The organism is Streptomyces sp. CA-179760, assembly GCF_050937045.1.
GTDB lineage: Bacteria > Actinomycetota > Actinomycetes > Streptomycetales > Streptomycetaceae > Streptomyces.
Map to the genome: position 1 here is coordinate 3,465,479 of NZ_JBNJLZ010000001.1, position 15,829 is coordinate 3,481,307.

The window sequence follows — 15,829 nt, forward strand, 5'->3', positions numbered from 1 at the left end:
GCCGGGAACTCCTTCACAGATGGCGGCGTCGGGTGGAGACGTGCCGTTCGTACAGCTCACGTGCCTTGACCGCGGACGGCCGTGTCGCGGTCTCGGCCACAGGTACATCCCACCAGGCCTGCGCGGGAGGCGCGCCCGACACTGTGTCTGCCGTTTGGGTCTCGACGTAGACACATGTGGGAGTGTCGGCGGCCCGGGCCTCGGCGAGGGCCTCGCGCAGGTCCCGTACGGTCTTCGCGCGCAGCACGCGCATGCCGAGGCTGGCCGCGTTGGCGGCGAGGTCGACCGGCAGCGGCGACCCGGTGTACGTGCCGTCCTCGGACGGGTAGCGGTAGGCGGTGCCGAAGCGCTCGCCGCCGACCGACTCGGACAGACCGCCGATGGACGCGTAGCCGTGGTTCTGGATGATCAGGACCTTGATCGCGATGCCCTCCTGCACGGCCGTCACGATCTCGGTCGGCATCATCAGATACGTGCCGTCGCCGACCAGCGCCCACACGGGCCGGTCGGGGGCGGCCAGCTTCACGCCGATCGCGGCCGGGATCTCATAGCCCATGCAGGAGTAGCCGTACTCCAGGTGGTACTGGTCATGCGAGCGGGTGCGCCACAGTTTGTGCAGGTCGCCGGGGAGGGAACCGGCGGCGTTGATGAGGATGTCCGACTCGTCGGCGAGCTCGTCGAGCGCGCCGAGGACCTGTGGCTGGGTGGGGCGGGTGTCCGGTTCGTCCACCTCGTAGCAGGCGTCGACGCGCTGCTCCCAGCGCTCCTTGTCCTCGGTGTACTCGGTGGCGTAGGAGCCGGCGACGCGGTGGGCGTGCGGGCGGAGGGCGTCGGTGAGTTCCGCCAGGCCGCTGCGGGCGTCGGCGACGAGGGGGCGCCCGGCGAGCTTGTGGCCGTCGTAGGGGGCGATGTTGAGGTTCAGGAAACGGACGTCCGGGTTCGAGAAGAGCGTGCCGGAGGCCGTCGTGAAGTCGGTGTACCGGGTGCCGACGCCTATCACCAGGTCGGCGGTGCGGGCGAGTTCGTCTGCCGTGGCCGTGCCGGTGTGGCCGATACCGCCCACGTCCTGGGGGTGGTCGTGCCGCAGGGAGCCCTTGCCTGCCTGGGTGGAGGCGACCGGGATGCCGGTGGCCTCGGCGAACTCGGCGAGGGCTTCCTCGGCACGGCTGTGGTGGACGCCGCCGCCCGCGACGACCAGGGGCCGTGCCGCCGCGCGGATGATCCGTACCGCCTCGGCGAGTTCCGTCGGGTCGGCGCCGGGACGCCGTACGGTCCAGACGCGCTCGGCGAAGAACTCCTCGGGCCAGTCGTAGGCCTCGGCCTGGACGTCCTGCGGCAGGGCGAGGGTGACGGCGCCGGTCTCGACGGGGTCGGTGAGGACGCGCATCGCGTTCAGCGCGGAGGGGATCAGGGCCTCCGGCCGGGTGATCCGGTCGAAGTACCTGGACACCGGGCGCAGGCAGTCGTTGACCGACACGTCACTCGCGTAGGGCACTTCGAGCTGCTGCAGGACCGGGTCGGCGGGGCGGGTCGCGAACACGTCCCCGGGCAGGAGCAGCACCGGCAGGTGGTTGATGGTCGCGAGGGCGGCGCCGGTGACCAGGTTGGTGGCGCCCGGGCCGATGGAGGTCGTCACCGCGTGCGTGGACAGGCGGTTGGACTGCCGCGCGTAGCCGACCGCGGCGTGCACCATGGCCTGTTCGTTGCGGCCCTGGTGGTACGGCATCTCCTCGGGGTACTCCAGGAGCGCCTGGCCGATGCCGGCGACGTTGCCGTGGCCGAAGATGCCCCAGCTGGCGCCGATGAGCCGCTGCCGTACGCCGTCACGCTCGGTGTACTGGGCGGACAGGAAGCGCACAAGCGCCTGTGCGACCGTCAGCCTCGTGGTCATCGGCGTCCCTCCCGGCTGGTGTGAGGGCCGGTGTGGGGCCCGGTGTGGGGCCCGGTGTGGGGCCCGGTGTGGGGCCCGGTGTGGGGCCTGGGGTGGGGGACCTCCGGCGCGGGGCCGTAGCGGGCGGGGAGTTGTCGCTCGCACTTCGCTCCTGCCAAAGCAAAGCGGCCTCCCGCGCCGGAGGCGATCTGGGCCCGGGCGTCAAGGCGCGCGGCTGCTCGCGCGCGCTCCCTCTCCCCGCCCGGGAGGGGGAGTTCTCTTTGAGGACGTACGGCTCACCGGTCATCAAGCGGCCCTCACAGCAGTCCTACGGCGGTGTCCACGGCGGCGGCCACATCACCGTCCGCCGGGTACAGCAGCGAACGGCCGACCACCAGCCCGCGCACGGTGGGAAGTTGCAGCGCGCCGCGCCACTTCTCGTACGCCCCGTCCTGGTCATCCCCCACTTCGCCGCCGAGCAGTACGGCGGGAAGTGTGGAGGCCGCCATGACCTCGGCCATGTCGTCGGGGTTCGCGGTGACCGGCACCTTCAGCCAGGTGTAGGCCGAACTGCCGCCCAGCCCCGAGGCGATGGCGATCGACTTGGTGACGGCCTCGGCGGAGAGGTCGTTGCGCAGCCGGCCCGTCTCGTCGCGGCGGGAGATGAACGGCTCGACGAAGACGGGGAGCCGCCGGGCGGCCATGGCGTCGACGGCCCGGGCGGTGGACTCCAGGGTGGTGAGGGAGCCCGGGTCGTCGTAGTCGATGCGCAGGAGCAGCTTGCCCGCGTCGAAGCCGAGGCGCTCGATGTCCTCGGGGCGGTGGCCGGTGAAGCGGTCGTCGAGTTCGAAACTCGCGCCCTGGAGGCCGCCGCGGTTCATCGAACCCAGGACGACCTTGCCGTCGAGGGCGCCGAGCAGCAGCAGGTCGTCGAGGATGTCGGCGGTGGCGAGGACACCGTCCACGCCGGGGCGGGACAGGGCCAGGCAGAGGCGTTCGAGGAGGTCGGCGCGGTTGGCCATGGCCATGCTGCGGCCGCCGACGCCGAGTGCGCCGCGGGCCGGGTGGTCGGCGGCGACGATCATCAGCCGGCCGTTGTCGTTCAGCAGCGGCCGACGGGAGCGACGGGCGGCGGCCTCGGCGATGGCCTCCGGGCGGTGGCTGCGCAGGCGGACGAGTTCCAAGACGTCGACGGTCACTTGACGGCCCCCGCGGTGACGGCCGCCTCGATCTCGCCCGGGGTGGGCATCGCGGAGGAGCACTCCAGGCGGGAGGCGACGATGGCGCCGGCGGCGTTGGCGTGCCGCATGGTCTTCTCCAGGTCCCAGCCGGCCAGGAGGCCGTGGACCAGGGAGCCGCCGAAGGCGTCGCCGGCACCGAGGCCGTTGAGGACGTTCACGGGCAGCGGAGGGACCTCGGCGCTCTCGCCCTCGCGGTTGACGGCCAGGACACCCTTGGGGCCCTGCTTGACGACGGCCAGTTCCACGCCCGCGTCGAGGAGGGCGCGGGCGGCGGCGTGGGGTTCGCGCACGCCCGTGGCCACCTCCACCTCGTCGAGGTTGCCGACCGCGACGGTGGTGTGGCGCAGGGCCTCCTCGTAGAAGGGGCGGGCCGCTTCGGGGTCGGTCCAGAACATGGGGCGCCAGTCGAGGTCGAAGACCGTCGTGCCGGACTTGGCGCGGTGGGCGAGGGCCGCGAGGGTCGCCGTGCGGCTCGGTTCCTCGCTCAGGCCCGTGCCCGTGACCCAGAAGACGCGGGCGTCGCGGAGGGCGTCGAGGTCGAGGTCGTGGGCGTCGATCTCCAGGTCGGGGGCCTTGGGCCGGCGGTAGAAGTAGAGCGGGAAGTCGTCCGGCGGGAAGACCTCGCAGAAGGTGACCGGGGTGGGCAGTCCGGGGACCGGGGTGACCCAGCGGTCGTCCACGCCGAAGCCCTTCAGGGCCTCGTGGAGGTAGGTGCCGAAGGGGTCGTCGCCGGTACGCGTGATCACCGCGGTCCGCCGTCCCAGGCGGGCCGCGGCGACCGCGACGTTCGTCGCCGAGCCGCCGAGGAACTTACCGAAGGACGTGACCTGCGGCAGCGGGACGCCCGTCTGGAGCGGATACAGGTCCACTCCGATCCGCCCCATGGTGATCAGGTCGTACGCCATCGGATACCCCTCGGTGTCGGCTCTCCCCGGTGTTGTAGCCCCCTTCGCGAAGCCCTGTCAATGTTTTGTCCGGACATTCGGACCAGATCATGACAGCGCTTTCCGCGTGTCCTGGTCCGGGTCCGGGTCCCACGGTTCCGTGGGGTTCAGACCTCGGTGCCGTTCCGCCTCTCCAGACGGCTGCCGCGCGGCAGGGTGACGGACATGATGTCGCTGGGGGCGTCCAGGGCGATGCGGTGCCAGCGCCCGCGCGGCACGATGACCGCGGTGCCTGCCGTCAGCTTGATCCCGTCCGCGAGGCCCTCACTGTCCTCACGGTCCGCGCCGTCCGTGGCGTCCGTGGCGTCCTCCGGCCGTTCGGGGCGGAGGTGGAGGCGTATCCCGCCGGTGAACCCGGCTCACTCGGCCAGGGCACGGCGCAGGGCCCCGGTGAGTTCGGCGATCTGCCGCTGGGAGACCTCGGCGGAGAGGATCGCCTGGGAGCCGTGGAAGGTGCCGGGCCACTGGTGCAGTTCGACCGGGACGCCCGCCCGGAGCAGGCGCAGGGCGTATTCGATGCCCTCGTCCCGGGCCGGGCACAGCTCCGCGGTCGCAAGGTAGGCGGGCGGCAGACCCGACAGGTCGGTGGCCCGCGCCGGGGCGGCGTACGGCGTGGCGGGCCGGGAGCCCAGGTAGTGCCGCCATGCAGCGGCGGTCTTGTCGCGGTTCATCCAGGGCGTGTCGGTGAAGTTCCGCTGCGACCACGTCTCCTGCCGGTCGTCGAGCCCGGGCTGGTTGAGCAGCTGGAAGCGGATCCGCGGCCCTTGCTCGTCCCGGGCCCGCAGGGCGAGCGCGGCCGCGAGGTTCCCGCCGGCGCTGTGCCCTCCGACCGCGATCCGCTCCGGGGCGATGCCGAGTTCAAACGCGTGCTCCGCCGTCCAGGCCAGCACGGCGTACGCGTCGTCGAGGGCGGCCGGGTGCGGGTGCTCGGGGGCCAGGCGGTACCCCACCGAGACGACCACCGCCCCCGAACTCTCGGCGAGCCGGGCGGCCCACGGGTGCTCGGTGTCCACATCGCCCATCACGAATCCGCCGCCGTGCATCCAGACGAGGGCGCCCCGCGCCTGCTGCGGACGGTAGACACGGACGGGCACGGCCGGGTCGGCCGGAATCGTGCGGTCCTCGACCTCCATACCTGAGGTGTCGGGAGCCGGCACCGCGGTGGCCAGTTCGGCGAAGCTCTTGCGCTCGACGACCGGGTCGGTCAGGTCGGCGCGGGGGAACAACGGAACGAATGCCTCGAGTTCAGGGTCCATACCGGTCATCCTGACTGTCCACCGACCCCGGGGCATCCGCCAACTGTCGCTCATACAGCCCCCGTTGCGCGCCGATCGGCGCCTATCCTCGGGCCATGGAGGCACTGGCCGTACGACTGTCACAGCTGGACACGCAAGTCGAGGGCGCCATACGCGTCGTCATGTTCTACGACACCCTGATGCGCCGGCGCGTGGACCTCCCGGCGCTGGCGCGGGCCTCGGCGGGACTGGCCGAATGCGCGGCCGGGATCCGGTTGCACGGCACGGGGCGGGCCATCCGCGTCTCGCCCGAGGGCCGGGACGTCTCCGCCCCGCCCGTACCCGCTTCCACCACGACGCCGATCACCCTCGACGAGGAGGAGATCGGCACGGTGTGGCTGGAACGGCCCGGTACACCCCTGCCGCTCGACGACGTGCTGCTGGAACGCCTCGCCCTCGCCGCCGCCGCGGTCGTCGAGCGCTACGGGCCCGCCCGCACCACCATGGCCGACCCCGCCCTCGTCGAGCTGGCCGTCAGCTCCGACTGCGACGAGGCGGGCAGAGCCCGGGCGTTACGGCTCCTGGGTTTCGCCGCCGGCCTGCCGGTCCGCGTCGTCGCCGTACGGTCGCCGCTTCCACTCGACCGCGTCGGCGCTCTGCTCTGCCCGTCCCGCCCGGTGAAGGCGGCGCCCCTCGCCGACGTGGGCGTCATCCTGGCCACCACCGTGGACCGGTCCCGGTTCCCGGCCGGCGTCCGCGCGGGCATCGGCACCGCCGAGAGCCCCGACCGGTCCTGGCAACAGGCCCGCACCGCCCTCCGCTTCACCACTCCACACCGGCCTGTCGTCGACCACGACAGCCTGGGGGCGCTCGCCCTGCTCGCCCAAGTGCCCTCGGACGCCGCGCGGGACAACGCCGACGTGACCGCGATCGCCCGCGTCGCCGCGGCCCCGGGCGATCTGGAGACCCTGGACGCCTACTGCGCCACCGGCTCCCTGCGCCGGGCCGCCGAACTGCTCCATCTGCACCACAGCAGCGTCGCCCGTCGCCTCGACCAGATCGGTAAGACCCTGGGCATCGAACTCACCGAGCCGGCCGGCCTGTTGCGCGCCGGCCTGGCCCTCACGACCTGGCGCCTGCTCGACGGCTGAGGCGCCGTGGACAAGCCGACGCCCAGGGGCCGCGTCAAGGCGCCCCGCCGACGATCCGGCGCGCGCCTTTGCCCCGGCTGTGTCACAAACGCCCCCTTCGTGTCACACATGTCGCGCGACCACAGGTCTTCCGTCACACCCGGCCCACAGACCCTGCCCCTTGTCACCGAGCGTCGTTGACCGACCACAGGCTTGTTGATCGCCAGCGCAGCGCCCGGCTCCCCCGGACGGCCGTCCCCGGCCCCCGCCGCGGTGCGCGCGGGGAGGTGCACGTCATGACCGACCGAAAGCTCTGGTCCTACAAGGAGATCGCGGCACACATCAAGGTGCAGCCGGACACCGTGCGGTCCTACCGCAAGCACGGCCTGCTTCCGCCGCCCGACCATGTCGAGAGCGGCAAGCCCTACTGGTACGCCGACACGGTCCGGGCCTGGGTCGCCTCCAGGCCCGGCAACCGCGGGCGAAGAGACGACTGATCCCTCGCGTGGTCCCGTGGCCCCACCCTCGCGTGGGGCACGGTCGTCCGCCCCTCTCCTTCCCCCTCCCCCCCACACACGAAATAGGCGTCAGCTCCACGGCTCGATGACCGTGGCCCCCGCTCCCGGCGCCGTCCCCATCGCCGCCAGCGCGGACGGGACCTCGTCCAGCGTGATCGTGGACGTCACCAGCAGATCGGGCCGCAGTACACCGCCGCGGACCAGCTCCAGCATCGGCGGGTAGCTGTGCGCCGCCATGCCGTGGCTGCCGAGGAGTTCGAGCTCCAGGGCGATCACGCGGGCCATCGGGACGGGCGTCGTGCCGGTCGGTGAGGGCAGCAGACCGACCTGGACGTGCCGGCCACGGTGACGCAGGCCGTTCACGGATGCGGCGCAGGTGGCCGGTGAGCCGAGGGCGTCGAGCGAGAGGTGGGCGCCGCCGCCGGTCAGGTCGCGGACCGCCGCCGCGGTGTCCGGCACCGCCGTCGCGTCCAGGCACCGCGCGGCTCCGAACTTCCTTGCCAGGTCCAGCGCCTGGGCCGATACGTCCACGGCCACGACCCGCGCTCCCGACGCCGCCGCGATCATCACCGCCGAGAGCCCGACCCCGCCGCAACCGTGCACCGCGACCCACTCCCCCGCCGCGAGACGCCCCTGCCGCACCACCGCCCGGTACGCCGTGGCGAACCGGCAGCCGAGGGAGGCCGCCGTCACGAAGGACATCTCCGCGGGGAGCGCCACGAGGTTCACGTCGGCGTGGTCCAGCGCCACGTACTCGGCGAAGGAGCCCCAGTGGGTGAAGCCGGGCTGGGTCTGGCGCTCGCACACCTGATGGTCGCCCGCCGCGCAGGACGGACAGGTGCCGCAGGCACAGATGAACGGCACGGTGACCCGGTCGCCGGGCCGCCAGCCGGCCACCCGGGCACCCACCACCTCGACGACACCGGCGAGTTCATGCCCGGGCACATGCGGCAGGGCGATGTCCGGGTCGTGGCCCTGCCAGCCGTGCCAGTCGCTGCGGCACAGGCCGGTGGCCTCGACCCGCACGACGACCCCGTGCTCCGCGGGCTCCGGAGCGGCGACCTCCCGCACCTCGGCCGTCTCCCCGTACCGCTCGAACACCACGGCCCGCATGATCCACCCGCCTTCTCGTTCACGTCTGGTTCGCGCCTGTCCGGGAACCCGAGGTCCTCCTACCGCCCCCGGCGATCAAGCATGCGACGCTCCCACCCTGTCCCTGGCCTCTTCCGCTTCCTTCTCCTTCGCCGGCCCCGGTTCACCCTCGCTCAGGCCGAAGCGCTCGTGGAAGCGGCGCAGCGGGCGCGGGGCCCACCAGGTGGCGCGGCCCGTGAGTCGCATGACCGCGGGGACCAGGAGGCTGCGGATGATCATCGCGTCCATCAGGACCGCCAGCGCGATGCCCAGGCCGAGCATCTTGGTGTTGGTCACCCGGGAGGTGCCGATGGCGACCATGACCACGGCGAGGATGACCGCCGCCGCGGTGATCAGCCCGCCCGTGCGCGCCAGGCCGTGCCGGACGGCCTGGTCGTGGTCGCCGGTGTGGTCGTACTCCTCCTTGATGCGGGAGAGCAGGAACACCCCGTAGTCCATGGACAGGCCGAAGGCCACGCAGAACATCAGGACCGGCAGGGTCGTCTCTATGGAGCCGGGACTGGTGAAGCCGAGCAGGCCGGACAGGTGGCCGTCCTGGAAGACCCAGACGACCGCGCCGAACATGGCCGTCAGACTGAGCGCGTTGAGCACGACCGCCTGGATGGGTATCAGCACGCTGCCCGTGAGGAGGAAGACCAGGAGCAGGGTGACGATCGTGATGAAGACGGCCGCGAGCGGCAGGCGCTCCCCTATGGCGTCCTTGGAGTCGACCAGGACGGCCGCCATGCCGGTCACCTCGGTGTCGAAGGGGGCCCGGAGCTCGCGCAGTTCACCGACCAGACGCTGGGCCGGATCGTCGACGGCCTCGCCCTTCGGCAGCACCGTGAAGTACGCCGAGTCGCCCTTCACCAGCGGCCCGTCGACGCGCTGCACATCGGGCAGTTCGGCGATCCGCTCCTTGTAGGCGCCGTACTGCGCCTCGGTCGCGCGGCCCTGGGCGAGCACTTCGAGACCGCCGTCGGGGCTGCCGGGGAAGCCGTCCCGGATGTGCTGCTGCACGACATGGGACTCGGAGGTCGAGGGCAGTTGGCGGTCGTCGGCGGTGCCGAACCTCACGCCCAGGAAGGGCAGTCCGAGCAGGACGAGGACGGCTGTGGTGCCCAGGGCGAAGAACGGGGCGCGGCGCATGACGAGCGTCGCCGTACGCGCCCACGCTCTGCCCTCTTCCCCGGCGGGCTTCGGCCGGTGTCCGCGCCGGAACACGCGGCGCAGGTCCAGGGCGTTGACCCGGTGCCCGAGCAGCATCAGCGCCGCCGGGAGCAGGATCAGCGCGGCCGCCGCGGCCAGCAGCACCACGGCGATCCCGGCGTAGGCGAAGGACCGCAGGAAGTACTGCGGGAAGACCAGCATCGCGGCCAGGGACACCGCGACCGTGAGGGCGGAGAACAGCACCGTGCGGCCGGCGGTGCGCAGGGTCGTGCCGATCGCCGTCAAGGGCTCGGCGCCCGTGGACAGTTCCTCGCGGAAGCGGCGGACGATGAACAGCGCGTAGTCGACGGCGAGGCCGAGACCGAGGGCCGTGGTGAGGTTGATCGCGAACACGGACACGTCGGTGAGCTCGGTGAGGCCGCGCAGGATGGCGTTGGTCCCGAGGATGGCGACGATGCCGATGCCGAGCGGCAGCAGGGCCGCGACCGCGCTGCCGAAGACCATCACCAGGAGCACGAGCGTCACCGGCAGGGCGATGAGCTCGGCCCTGGTCAGGTCCTCCTGGATGATCGTCTGCATCTCGTGCCGTACGGCGACCGGGCCGCCGACGGTGACATCCACCGGGCCGTGCGCGCCGCGGTAGTGGGGCGCGATGCGCTCCAGGGTCTGGGCGGCGGTCTTCTCGTCGCCGGTGATACGGGCGGCTATCAGCGCCTCGTGGCCGTCCTCGGCGCGCAGGGCCGGGGTGCCGGACTGCCAGTAGGAGCCGATGCCGGTGACGCCCCGCTCGCTCGCCAGCCGCTCGGCGAGACGCTCGGCCCGGGCGGCCACGGCCTGGTCGTCGACCGAGGCGTCGCCCGCGTCGACCAGGAGCAGCAGGTTGGGCTGGGAGCCGGGGAACTCGCGCTCCAGGGCCTTGGTCGCACGGGTGGACTCGGCGGTCGGATCCTCCCAGCCGCCGGCGCCGAGCCGGTCGGCGACGCCGCTGCCGGCCAGCACCGCGAGCGCGGTGATCACCAGTGCCACCAGCAGCGACAGTCTGGGCCTTGCGGTCACGAAGCGGGTCCAGCCGCCGGTGCGTGGTGGTGTGTTGACTTCGGTCATCGTGCGGTGTCCCCTTCACCGTGACCCGTGTCCAGGCGCAGCCTGACAGCGCGGGGCTGCCATAGACTGGCAAACACGAGAGTTCGCTCGCATTTCTGCCGACTCCAGAATGCGAGCGACCACTCGCGTTTGTCAATCGCGTGATGAGACCTGGGGATAACGCGTGCCCGAGAAGACCGAGAAACCCTCGACGGAGACGACGGCGGCGGCCGAGGACCGGCCGCGCCGGCGCCAGGCCCGCGGCGAGCGCCGGATCGCCCAGTTGCTCGACGCCGCCGCCACGGTCTTCGCCACGACCGGCTACACGGCCGCCAGCACCAACGCAATCGCCCGCGAGGCGGGCGTCTCGCCGGGCACGCTGTACCAGTTCTTCCCGAACAAGGAAGCGATCGCGATCGAGCTGGGCGGGCGGCTCATGCACGAGATGCGGCAGTCGTACGACGCGGTCCTCAGCCCGATCGACCCCGCGGTGACCCCGATCGAGGAGGCGATCACCGGGGCCGTCGACCGCTTCATCGAGTTCAACTGCCTGCACCCGGCCTTCTTCGTGCTGATGCACGGCCCCGACATCCCGGGGCACATCACCGAGGAGCACGACGCGCTGCACACCACGCTGGTCACCCGGGTCGAGACGCTCCTCGCCCCGTTCGTGCCCGACGCGCCCACCCCGGCCGTCACCCGAACCGCCCAGATGTGCGTCGGCATCTACAAGGCCGGCCTGGAGCTGATCCTGGCCCACGAGGGCGCCGAGCGTGAGGCCTACATCCAGGAGCTGAAGGACGTCCTCCTGCGCTACCTGCGACCCCTGGTCGAGGACGTCGTGCACTGATACCCCCTAGGGGTACAGTGGGGAAGTGTGCGGGCCCCTCGTGGGTCCCCACCGCCCCACATGCCTCGACGAGGAGTAACGACATGACCGCCCAGACCGACACCACGGGCCCCGTCACCACCGTCTACAAGGTGAGCGGCATGAGCTGCGGACACTGCGAGGGCGCCGTATCCGGCGAGATCTCCGAGATCTCCGGCGTCAGTTCGGTGACGGCCGTCGCCAAGACCGGCGAGGTCACCGTCGTCTCCGCGACCCCGCTCGAGGAGGAGGCCGTACGCGCCGCCGTCGACGAGGCCGGCTTCGAGCTGGCCGGCAGGGACTGATCCCCGCGCCCACCGAGGGCCGGGCCCAGGGCCCGGAAGCCAGGCCTGAGACGCTCCAGGCCTGGCACTCGTACCGATGTACGGGCCGTACGGCCGCCGCCCCGGCCCGTACGGCCCGTTCCGCTTCCCGGGCGCCCCGCCACCTCCTGGAGTGAAGGACATGACCAGCACCACCGCCCAGGCGCCGCCGGACCGCGAGCCGGCGGCCGCCGAGGTCGAGCTGCTCATCGGCGGGATGACCTGCGCCTCCTGCGCGGCCCGCGTCGAGAAGAAGCTCAACCGGATGGACGGCGTCACGGCCACGGTGAACTACGCGACGGAGAAGGCCAGGGTCAGCTACCCCGCGGGCACCGAGGTCGCCGATCTGATCGCCACCGTGGTGAAGACCGGGTACACCGCCGAGGAGCCCGCGCCCCCGCGTGGGGAGGAACCCGCCGCCGACGAGGACCCGGAGCTGTCGGCCCTGCGCCGCCGCCTCACCGTCTCGGCCGTGCTCGCCGTGCCCGTGGTCCTGCTCGCGATGGTCCCGGCCCTCCAGTTCGACAACTGGCAGTGGCTCTCGCTGACCCTCGCCGCGCCGGTCGTCATCTGGGGCGGGCTGCCCTTCCACCGGGCCGCCTGGACGAACGCCCGGCACGGCGCCGCCACCATGGACACGCTGGTCTCCCTGGGCACGCTGGCCGCGTTCGGCTGGTCCCTGTGGGCACTGTTCCTCGGCGACGCGGGCATGCCGGGCATGCGGCACCCCTTCGAGCTCACGGTCTCGCGCGGCGACAGCGCCTCGCAGATCTACCTGGAGGTCGCCTCCGGCGTCACCGCCTTCATCCTGCTGGGCCGCTACCTGGAGGCCCGATCCAAGCGCCGCGCGGGGGCCGCGCTGAGGGCGCTGCTGGAGCTGGGCGCCAAGGACGTGACGGTCCTGCGGGACGGGCGCGAGGTACGGATCCCGGCGCGGCGGCTGGCGGTCGGCGACCGGTTCGTCGTACGGCCCGGGGAGAAGATCGCCACCGACGGCACCGTGGTCGAGGGAGCCTCCGCGGTGGACGCCTCGATGCTGACCGGCGAGTCGGTGCCGGTGGACGTGACGGCCGGGGACACGGTCACCGGCGCGACGGTCAACGCCGGTGGCCGGCTGGTCGTCGAGGCCACCCGGGTCGGCGCCGACACCCAGCTCGCGCGGATGGCGAAGCTGGTGGAGGACGCGCAGAACGGCAAGGCCGAGGTGCAGCGGCTCGCCGACCGGATCTCCGGGATCTTCGTGCCGATGGTCCTGCTGATCGCCGTCGCCACAGCCGGGGCCTGGCTCGGGCTGACCGGCGACGGCGTCGCCGCCTTCACGGCGGCCGTCGCGGTGCTGATCATCGCCTGCCCGTGCGCGCTGGGCCTCGCCACCCCGACCGCGCTGATGGTCGGCACGGGCCGCGGCGCCCAGCTCGGCATCCTCATCAAGGGCCCGGAGGTCCTGGAGTCCACGCGCCGGATCGACACGGTCGTCCTGGACAAGACCGGCACGGTCACCACCGGCCGGATGACCCTCCAGGAGGTGCACGTCGCCGAGGGCGCCGACGAGAAGGAGGTGCTGCGGCTCGCGGGCGCCGTCGAGCACGCCTCCGAGCACCCCGTCGCGCGGGCGATCGCGCTGGGCGCCGAGGAGAGGGCCGGACGCCTCCCGGAGGTCGAGGCATTCCGGAGCGTCCCCGGGCGTGGCGCAAGCGGGCGGGTGGAGGGCCGTGAGGTCGCCGTGGGGCGGCTCTTCGACGACGTACCGCCGGAGCTGGCCCGCGCGCGGGGCGAGGCCGAGCGAGCCGGGCGTACGGCCGTCCTGGCCGGCTGGGACGGGACGGCGCGGGCCGTGCTGGCCGTGGCGGACGCGGTCAAGGAGACCAGCGCCGAGGCCGTGCGGGAGCTGCGCGCGCTGGGGCTCACGCCGGTGCTGCTGACCGGGGACAACCGGGCCGTGGCCGAGACGGTGGCGAAGGCCGTGGGGATCGACCAGGTGGTCGCGGAGGTCCTGCCCGAGGACAAGGTCGACGCCGTACGGCGGCTGCGGGCCGAGGGGCGGGTCGTCGCCATGGTGGGCGACGGCGTCAACGACGCGGCCGCGCTCGCCACGGCCGATCTGGGCCTGTCCCTGGGCACCGGCACGGACGCGGCGATCGAGGCGGGCGATCTGACGCTGGTCCGCGGCGACCTGCGGGTGGCCGCGGACGCGATCCGGCTGTCGCGCCGGACGCTGGCCACGATCAAGGGCAATCTCGTGTGGGCCTTCGGCTACAACGTGGCCGCACTGCCGCTGGCCGCCGCGGGGCTGCTGAACCCGATGATCGCGGGGGCCGCGATGGCCTTCTCGTCGGTCTTCGTCGTCACGAACAGTCTCCGTCTCCGGACATTCCGGTGAAGTCCCCTGAATTCGCCCTAAGTTCGCGGCGAACCTGATATGAGCCCCTCTGGAGTCCCGGGCCCGGCTCACATAAGCTCTTCACAAGGCTCGCGCATCATCCTTACGCTTGAGTCCCGGACGGCATTTCCGGGCTCTTGCGCAGCTAACGGACATATGCAAGAGACGCAGATCACAGTGATGTGAACGTAACCATCGAAGGGGTTCGAAGGTCTAAGTTGACGATGTCAGGGAGCGTCTTGGGGGGCGTGACCTGACATCTGGAGATGTCTTGGGGGACTTCTCCAGAGATGCGTTGCCGGGGCACGCACACCGGGAAGCTTTGAGCGGCCCTCCCGGACGTGCGCTGTCCCGGCAGATCGCACACAACAGAGGTACGACGAGTTTTGCTCGTTGTGCTCACAGCGATTCAGGCGCTGTCCTCACAGACGCCCGGCCGGATCCCGTGGGGGGAATCCGCACCGGGACTGGGAAGGCGCCCTGGCCGTCGGCCCGTGGGGGGACCGGCGTTCCGGGGCGCCTTCTTCATTGCGTAAGAAATCACGTGAGTGATCCCCGGTCCTTCCTCGCGGGGATCACGCGACGAGCCCCCGCATCCGGCACTCGGATGCGGGGGCTCTGCGGTACGTACTGCGCCTCAGCGGGCCTCGACGGGAACGAAGTCGCGCTCGACCACGCCCGTGTAGATCTGGCGCGGGCGGCCGATGCGGGAGCCCGGCTCCTTGATCATCTCGTGCCACTGGGCGATCCAGCCCGGCAGCCGGCCGAGGGCGAACAGGACCGTGAACATCTCGGTCGGGAAGCCCATGGCCCGGTAGATCAGACCGGTGTAGAAGTCGACGTTCGGGTAGAGGCTGCGCGAGACGAAGTAGTCGTCGGAGAGCGCGTGCTCCTCCAGCTTCAGCGCGATGTCCAGCAGCTCGTCGGACTTGCCGAGCGCGGACAGCACGTCGTGCGCGGCGGCCTTGATGATCTTGGCGCGCGGGTCGAAGTTCTTGTAGACCCGGTGGCCGAAGCCCATCAGACGGACGCCGTCCTCCTTGTTCTTCACCTTGCGGATGAAGGTGTCGACGTCGCCGCCGGAGTCGCGGATGCCCTCCAGCATCTCCAGCACCGACTGGTTGGCGCCGCCGTGCAGCGGGCCCCACAGGGCGTTGATGCCGGCGGAGATCGAGGCGAACATGTTCGCCTGCGAGGAGCCGACCAGGCGGACCGTGGAGGTCGAACAGTTCTGCTCGTGGTCAGCGTGCAGGATCAGCAGCTTGTCGAGCGCGGAGACCACGGTCGGGTCCAGGTCGTACTCCTGCGCCGGGACCGAGAAAGTCATGCGGAGGAAGTTCTCCACGTAACCGAGGTCGTTGCGCGGGTAGACGAACGGGTGACCGATCGACTTCTTGTACGCGTACGCCGCGATCGTCGGGAGCTTGGCGAGCAGACGGGTCGTGGAGAGGTTGCGCTGGCGCTCGTCGAACGGGTTGTGGCTGTCCTGGTAGAACGTGGACAGCGCCGAGACGACCGAGGACAGCATGGCCATCGGGTGGGCGTCACGCGGGAAGCCCTTGTAGAAGTTCTTGACGTCCTCGTGCAGCAGGGTGTGCTGCGTGATGTCGTTCTGGAACGTCGAGAGCTCGTCGACGGTCGGCAGCTCGCCGTTGATCAGCAGGTAGGCGACCTCCAGGAAGGTGGAGCGCTCGGCCAGCTGCTCGATCGGGTACCCGCGGTACCGCAGGATGCCCGCTTCGCCGTCCAGGTAGGTGATGGCGGATTTGTACGCGGCGGTATTGCCGTAACCGCTGTCGAGTGTCACCAGACCGGTCTGGGCACGGAGCTTCCCGATGTCGAAGCCCTTGTCCCCTACGGTGCTGCCGATCACCGGGTAGGTGTACTCGCCGTCGCCGTACCGCAGTACTACAGAGTTGTCGCTCACGTCTTCCCT

General features: G+C 71.7%; 12 protein-coding genes and 1 pseudogene. 5 read left to right on the forward strand and 8 right to left on the reverse strand.

What is annotated here, in order from left to right; translation table 11 throughout:
* Positions 1-13: 13 nt before the first annotated feature.
* The 5 genes and pseudogenes from iolD to ACQEV8_RS15510 form a co-directional block, all read right to left on the reverse strand.
* Positions 14-1,891 carry a 3D-(3,5/4)-trihydroxycyclohexane-1,2-dione acylhydrolase (decyclizing) gene (iolD, locus tag ACQEV8_RS15490; RefSeq protein ID WP_432960526.1) on the reverse strand — a complete coding sequence of 626 codons (1,878 nt, stop codon included), beginning with the start codon at positions 1,889-1,891 and terminating at the stop codon, positions 14-16.
* 95 nt (positions 1,892-1,986) lie between these two features.
* Positions 1,987-2,094: pseudogene (locus tag ACQEV8_RS15495) on the reverse strand (5-deoxy-glucuronate isomerase); the annotation flags it as partial.
* 93 nt (positions 2,095-2,187) lie between these two features.
* The gene (locus tag ACQEV8_RS15500; RefSeq protein ID WP_432960528.1) at positions 2,188-3,069 is read right to left on the reverse strand and encodes a Cgl0159 family (beta/alpha)8-fold protein; all 882 of its coding nucleotides are present in this window, start codon (positions 3,067-3,069) and stop codon (positions 2,188-2,190) included.
* Positions 3,066-4,016, reverse strand: a complete 951-nt coding sequence (iolC, locus tag ACQEV8_RS15505) for a 5-dehydro-2-deoxygluconokinase (protein WP_432960530.1) — start codon at positions 4,014-4,016, stop codon at positions 3,066-3,068. The genes ACQEV8_RS15500 and iolC overlap by 4 nt, the downstream gene beginning before the upstream one ends.
* Before the next feature lie 398 nt (positions 4,017-4,414).
* Positions 4,415-5,311 carry an alpha/beta hydrolase gene (locus ACQEV8_RS15510; RefSeq protein WP_432960532.1) on the reverse strand — a complete coding sequence of 299 codons (897 nt, stop codon included), beginning with the start codon at positions 5,309-5,311 and terminating at the stop codon, positions 4,415-4,417.
* 95 nt (positions 5,312-5,406) lie between these two features.
* On the opposite strand from ACQEV8_RS15510, the gene ACQEV8_RS15515 reads away from it, so the two are divergent.
* Entirely contained in the window at positions 5,407-6,441 is a 1,035-nt protein-coding gene (locus ACQEV8_RS15515; protein ID WP_432960534.1) for a PucR family transcriptional regulator, read from the forward strand.
* 275 nt (positions 6,442-6,716) lie between these two features.
* Positions 6,717-6,917 (forward strand): helix-turn-helix transcriptional regulator, encoded by a 201-nt coding sequence (locus ACQEV8_RS15520; protein WP_215121270.1) that lies wholly within the window; start codon positions 6,717-6,719, stop codon positions 6,915-6,917.
* Positions 6,918-7,007: 90 nt separating this feature from the next.
* Here ACQEV8_RS15520 and ACQEV8_RS15525 read toward each other — a convergent pair whose 3' ends face one another.
* Entirely contained in the window at positions 7,008-8,051 is a 1,044-nt protein-coding gene (locus ACQEV8_RS15525) for a zinc-dependent alcohol dehydrogenase family protein (RefSeq protein WP_432960536.1), read from the reverse strand.
* Between the two features lie 75 nt (positions 8,052-8,126).
* A complete protein-coding gene (locus tag ACQEV8_RS15530; RefSeq protein WP_432960538.1) occupies positions 8,127-10,343 on the reverse strand; it encodes an MMPL family transporter in 2,217 nt (738 codons plus the stop codon).
* 163 nt (positions 10,344-10,506) lie between these two features.
* On the opposite strand from ACQEV8_RS15530, the gene ACQEV8_RS15535 reads away from it, so the two are divergent.
* The 3 genes from ACQEV8_RS15535 to ACQEV8_RS15545 all read left to right on the forward strand — a co-directional run bounded on the left by ACQEV8_RS15535 (position 10,507) and on the right by ACQEV8_RS15545 (position 13,893).
* On the forward strand, positions 10,507-11,172 hold the full coding sequence (locus ACQEV8_RS15535) for a TetR family transcriptional regulator (protein ID WP_432960540.1): 666 nt from the start codon (positions 10,507-10,509) through the stop codon (positions 11,170-11,172).
* A gap of 83 nt (positions 11,173-11,255) precedes the next feature.
* Positions 11,256-11,495 carry a heavy-metal-associated domain-containing protein gene (locus ACQEV8_RS15540; RefSeq protein WP_432960542.1) on the forward strand — a complete coding sequence of 80 codons (240 nt, stop codon included), beginning with the start codon at positions 11,256-11,258 and terminating at the stop codon, positions 11,493-11,495.
* 160 nt (positions 11,496-11,655) lie between these two features.
* Positions 11,656-13,893 (forward strand): heavy metal translocating P-type ATPase, encoded by a 2,238-nt coding sequence (locus ACQEV8_RS15545; RefSeq protein ID WP_432960544.1) that lies wholly within the window; start codon positions 11,656-11,658, stop codon positions 13,891-13,893.
* A gap of 637 nt (positions 13,894-14,530) precedes the next feature.
* Here the strand turns inward: ACQEV8_RS15545 and ACQEV8_RS15550 are convergent.
* On the reverse strand, positions 14,531-15,820 hold the full coding sequence (locus tag ACQEV8_RS15550; protein ID WP_391097661.1) for a citrate synthase: 1,290 nt from the start codon (positions 15,818-15,820) through the stop codon (positions 14,531-14,533).
* Positions 15,821-15,829: the final 9 nt, after the last annotated feature.